A 1,017-nucleotide genomic window follows, 5' to 3' on the forward strand; every position below is an offset into this window, starting at 1 on the left:
CATCGGCTTCGTGGAAGGGCTGCGGGTGCCGTCGGGCCTCGACGGCGCGGTCATCGGCCATGACCACCTCGTGGTGGTCGTCGCCCCCGCCCACCCCTGGGCCCGCCGGCGGACCCCGCTGGACCCGGCCGAACTCGCCGCCACCCCGCTGATCCTCCGCGAGCGCGGCTCCGGCACCCGCCAGGTCCTCGACGCGGCCCTCGCCGGCCACGGCGGGCTGACCGCCCCCCGCCTCGAACTCGCCTCCACCACCGCCGTCAAGGCCGCCGTCGTCAACGGCGCGGGCCCCTCGGTCCTCAGCGAACTCGCCGTCGGCGAGGAGCTCGCCGCCCGCCGCCTCGTCGCGATCCCCGTCGAGGAGGTCCGCCTCGGCCGCGACCTCCGCGCGGTCTGGCCCACCGGCCAGCGCCCGGCGGGCCCGGCCCGCGACCTGCTGGGGCTGACGCGGGGGAGCGGCTGACGGGCCTCTGCGCCCGGTGGCTACGCCTTCACCGCCACCACCGCGCCGTCCGCGCCCGGTCCGGAGAAGCGCACGGTGCGTACGTCCGTGAAGCCGGTGTCCGTCAGCCACCGCCCGTACTCGCCGGGCGTGTAGTTCCGGCCCCAGGTGCTCACCAGCATGTTGAGGCTCATCAGGGCGGGCAGCAGCGGGCCGTCCTTGGCGTCGTTCACCAGCAGTTCGCTGAGGACGATCAGGCCGCCGGGCGGCAGCGCGGCGTGGCACTTGCGCAGGATGGAGCGGTTGGTCGGCTCGTCCCAGTTGTGCATGATCTGCGAGAGCAGCACCGCGTCGTGCCCGGCGGGCAGGGCCGCGTCGCGCAGGAAGTCGCCCGGCGCGAGCGCGATGCGGTCGGCGAGTCCGGCCTCCGCGACGCGTTCGCCGGTCAGCTCGCAGACGAACGGCAGGTCGAGGACGGTGGCGCGCAGCTCGGGGTAGCGGCGGCAGAGCTCGATGTCGTACGCGGCGCCGCCGCCCCCGACGTCCAGCAGCCGCCGCACCCGGCCGAGGTCCAGGGC

At 76.2% G+C, this 1,017-nt stretch carries 2 protein-coding genes; one reads left to right on the plus strand and one right to left on the minus strand.

Going from position 1 to position 1,017, the window contains the following annotated elements; all coding sequences use genetic code 11:
- Window positions 1-460 (plus strand): LysR substrate-binding domain-containing protein (locus ACFU99_RS44560; protein ID WP_384404636.1); only part of this gene is annotated, 460 nt, incomplete at its 5' end.
- A gap of 20 nt (window positions 461-480) precedes the next feature.
- On the opposite strand, the gene ACFU99_RS44565 is transcribed toward ACFU99_RS44560, so the two are convergent.
- On the minus strand, window positions 481-1,017 hold a 537-nt coding region (locus tag ACFU99_RS44565), incomplete at its 5' end, for a methyltransferase (RefSeq protein WP_384404638.1).

This window comes from Streptomyces sp. NPDC057654 (genome assembly GCF_042800135.1).
In the GTDB taxonomy this organism is placed as follows: Bacteria; Actinomycetota; Actinomycetes; order Streptomycetales; family Streptomycetaceae; genus Streptomyces.